General features: G+C 32.6%; 5 protein-coding genes. All 5 read right to left on the bottom strand.

Annotated elements, in window-relative coordinates:
- Positions 1-135: 135 nt before the first annotated feature.
- A complete protein-coding gene (locus DC28_RS03325; RefSeq protein ID WP_280938003.1) occupies positions 136-558 on the bottom strand; it encodes a type II toxin-antitoxin system VapC family toxin in 423 nt (140 codons plus the stop codon).
- The gene (locus DC28_RS03320) at positions 551-805 is read right to left on the bottom strand and encodes a DUF6364 family protein (RefSeq protein WP_037545911.1); all 255 of its coding nucleotides are present in this window, start codon (positions 803-805) and stop codon (positions 551-553) included. The genes DC28_RS03325 and DC28_RS03320 overlap by 8 nt, the downstream gene beginning before the upstream one ends.
- Positions 806-982: 177 nt before the next feature.
- Entirely contained in the window at positions 983-1,915 is a 933-nt protein-coding gene (locus tag DC28_RS03315; protein WP_037545909.1) for a DUF4435 domain-containing protein, read from the bottom strand.
- Complete coding sequence (locus DC28_RS03310; RefSeq protein WP_037545907.1) at positions 1,912-3,303, bottom strand: AAA family ATPase; 1,392 nt, start codon at positions 3,301-3,303, stop codon at positions 1,912-1,914. The genes DC28_RS03315 and DC28_RS03310 overlap by 4 nt, the downstream gene beginning before the upstream one ends.
- 168 nt (positions 3,304-3,471) lie before the next feature.
- The gene (locus DC28_RS03305; RefSeq protein WP_156104557.1) at positions 3,472-4,023 is read right to left on the bottom strand and encodes a hypothetical protein; all 552 of its coding nucleotides are present in this window, start codon (positions 4,021-4,023) and stop codon (positions 3,472-3,474) included.
- Positions 4,024-4,325 lie beyond the last annotated feature (302 nt).

Here is a 4,325-nt window from a genome sequence, read left to right as displayed (position 1 = left end):
ATAACGCACGCTTAACTTGCGCAGCGAAAAAGTGGCGCGGTTTTTGCAATTATAAATTGCACGAATGTGCAGGCGCAGCCTATTTCCATTTTTCCGCAAAAACCGTGACACCGCTGCGTCAAGTTGAAGCGTTTGTTATCTTGTATTTTTGAATTCATTGATAAAACCCTCTGCATCAATCACCTTAAAATTGGTTGAATGAAAATCTTTTGTATTTCTTGTTATTAAGAAATCCACATTATTTTCAATAGCGACAGCGGCATGAATATCGTCTTCGAAGTCTTTATATTTGTTTTGGATAGCTTGTTGTAGGTGATGGACATTGACCGGAACAACTTTAAACAGTTGTAAGCAATCACTGATGAACTCATCAGCTATTTTTTTATTTAAGGTTTTGTTTAGAATGTAATAAGAATTTGCTAGCGTGAGGGGAGACACAATTCCAATAATTTTTTGGTTTTCTACTAATTCAATGATACGAGCTGAGTAATAAGAGAATGGTTCTCTATCCATTACCCAGTCGATGATAATGTTGCAGTCGATATATGTTTTAATCAACAAGATGCTTTTCCATAAGATACTTCTGTTTTATTTGGTCATCATTGATTGTTGTATGAATGATTCCTTTGTATTTGGACGTAATATGAGCATTTAGATCAGAAATGTTTGGTTCTTCATTTTTATAAATAAGTGTTTTGTAAAGTTGTTCAGTGAGTGAACTTAGTGAGGTATTATTTTTTGAAGCATAAATTTTTGCTTTTTCAATAATATCTTCATCTAATCGCAAGGTAAGTTTGGTGGACATAACACACTCCTGACGTCTATATATATAATGTACGTCACTTTCTGTTTTTGTCAACGGTAAAAATAATAAATCAAGATAACACTGCGTTGAGCGGTGAGCCGTAATTGGCGTGAAAATTGCCGAGCAAAGCGAATAGCAATTTTCATGACAATAGGCGAATCCGTCTCGAACGCATTGTTATCTTGATTTTTCTATTCTTCCTTCCAAATGATTTCTAATAAAAGCCTGTAGGCTCGCAGGATAAGACAAACGTGGTGCAAAAATATCGATAGCATTAGCAGTAGATAAATTTATATGTATTTTTTCAGGCTTAATATCACATAGAACTGAGTGAAGTCTATTTAAGAAGATAATGAAAAAGTCTAATTCAAATTTTCCTCGTATATATTTTTTAGGTTGGTGATTTTTGAATAATTCAAGAATTTTAGTTCTTTCTGTTTGCCAGTCTGCCATGTTAGTGTCTATTTTGGTTTTTTGATCCAGATAAGATATTGTTTCATCAAGTGTTTTTATAACCTTAATATTAAGGTTATCATCAATTTGAAATATATCTTTCATTTTAATACTAGAAAGATTAGCTTTATCACCATTTTTTCGATGATAAATAATCCAACTAGAGATTTCCTTTGAAAAGTCACAAAATTCGTTATAACTATTAGTAAACTGTTGATTTATTGTCACCATTTCTTGTGATCCAGAAGACTGATGAAAGATCTCTGCCCAAACTTTTTCGATCATATCTATTCCGACAATTTCATTTTCGATGGAATAATTGTCTGTAGTATATATATTCCGATGTCGTGGATATTCAATTCCGATATAGGGATCAAAATCCTGGTCAACAAAAAATAGTAAAAGTTGCTTATCTGATAAATATTTCTCTAATTTTTCAAATGTCTCGTAGACTTTCTTTTTATTTCCACATTGGTATGAGTGAAACTCTATTCCATCCACATGCCTACGAATTATCGTCCCATAGAAACCTTCATCATTTTTGCCTTCAAAAAATGCATGAAGCTGATAGTCATTTGGTTTGTGTCTTATTAGGTATTCATGAAAGGGAACTTGTTTTGAATCCCTTGCATTTCTCAATTGATCCAATAAATTCATTGCCGTACCGTGATAAATTCATTAATTGAATGTGCATATTTTTCTAAGTTATTCTCGAATATAAAAGGTGAATGCGTCACAGCTATTAAACCTGCACAGTTCTCAAGTTCAGAAATATCTAACAGGAAAGTTCTCTGCCACGGTACTGATAGGGACAATTCTGGTTCGTCGAAAATAAGAAAGTAATTCGTATTGCGTGACAGGAGTAAATGCGCAAACAGAGAAATGATTTGCTTTTCACCTGATGACAATGATTCTAAAGATATGCTCTCTTGGTTCACCTTATTGACTATCTTTAACTCGAAATCGATATTATTATACCGTAATTTTTTTCCCTCTAAATACTTATTACATAGGTCAACGAATTTTCGAATACGAGATTCCCGATTTTGTTGTTTCTCATGTAAGTCTTTTAATTTTATTAGGAAATAAGCGATTAGTTTATCAGAATCCATGAGTTGATTACTCTGAGACAAGGATTCAATTTTGGTTTGCAAGTTCTTTTTGTCATGAGGAGAAAGAATTGACTCATGGACGCGATTGAGTATTAATTCGTATGAATCTTTCGATAATTCTTGAAATTTTTCAATGCTCACATCCTTATACTCGTTATTGAGAATATTACTCAAATATTGTCCAGTTAAAGATTCTAAGTCAGTTCGAAACTGTATTCCGAGTTCCATAGTTGTTCGATGAATTAACTTCTTTACGTCACCCATTCCAAATTCCACAAGTTCAAGCTGTCTTTTCTCTTTTGCAGGAAAGGTACCTTCATTGTGACTTCGAATCTCTTTTTCTAAATCAGGGAAGATTTTTTTGATATCTCTTTCAATTCGACGGTATGTTGGAAGAAAAATGATTGGATCGCTAAAATATTGTTTTATGTATTTTATAATATTTGAAACTTTTACTGTCGCCTCTTCACGTTCAACATCAATAAACTCATAAAGTAGTTCCTGAAATATTTCTAAAGGAATATTGAGATTCGTGTTTTTTACTAAATTTTCATAAGAATCTACTACATTATTTAATGCGACCTTTGGTGATAATTTAAGATTCTCTAAAGAAGTTTCGACTTGCCTAATCAAAGAAGATGGAAACCGTCGAAATCGCCGTCGTTTATGAAACTGATTGTACTTTAAAATATCATTTTTACTTACCGATTTTGCTTTTCCACCATTGACTACTATTTCTAAGCTATCGAATGGATAATCATCTAGTTTATCCCATTGAAGCGATAACAAATAATAAAGAATAGAGACAAAGGTACTTTTTCCTGAACCATTCTCGCCAACTAACACAAGTCGATTATTCTCAAATGAAATTTCATAATCGAATGTATTAAATAAATTTTTTATTACAAATTTTTCCAATGTATTTTTGGCCATATTCTTATTATCCCACAATAAATTATATCTTCAAGCAGTAATTCAAGATAACGACCGCTTAACCTGCAAATCCGAGCCCAAAGGGCTTGGCGCGTGTTTTTGCAAATGCAAAAACCGTGACAAAGGATTTGTCAGGTTGAAGCGCGTGTTATATGGTAAACTTCTATTTCAGATTTCTCTAATAATTTTAACATTATCATATTCAATTTCTTCAAATTCTTTCTTTTCAAAATTGATTATATAAATGGCGATAACTTCCGGCTCATAATAATTATCCGGATTGATTATGCATTCCAAAAATGTCCCCCAGTTATAACCATCATCATGTTCTATTGGAAACTTTGATACACGATAGTTTTTCTTTGGTATTAATCTAATTATTGAATCCTGAATAATTTTTGAGTTGTCAATATTTTGGTACAACAGTAGAAATGCATATTCACCATATTCAAAAGCATCCACAAAGAGCTTTTCTTCTTCTGATGCATGAAATGCATTTACATTTGCTGGAGTATTTAAAGATCCAGATCTATAAGTGATATTCTCCCATTTTGATATATCGGAAGTGATTTCTAGGCCAACGAGAATTTCCTCATAGTGATCCAAAAAGCCAGAAGTTTTGATTACTGTGGCCATTGTTTCGGCATTAAACTCATTTATTGGATCTTGTGCGTAGGCAATGCTTAGTGATGCAATCAAAGCGATTATGCTCAATACCATATTTTTCATTTTACGGTCCGCCTTATTCCTTCTATCCGTTAATTGTCTGTTCTGTAGTTGTTATATATTAATGAATAAATCCTTGAAATTTTTGTCACTTATCGATTATCTACCTTCCAATTTGGATAATTATTATTTCCCATTTTTTATTGCTCATATCCGATTCAAATATATCGCTCTCAAGATAGTGAAAATAATCTCTCTTTTATTCAGATGGTGATATTTTCGTGAATTACAAATTTTTCATCCATATAACGCGCGCTTAACCTGCGGAGCGAAAGTGGCGCGGTTTTTGCCAAGAA

Source organism: Spirochaeta lutea, assembly GCF_000758165.1.
GTDB classification, from domain to species: Bacteria; Spirochaetota; Spirochaetia; order DSM-27196; family Salinispiraceae; genus Spirochaeta_D; species Spirochaeta_D lutea.
This window is presented reverse-complemented; position numbering and strand designations above follow the sequence as displayed.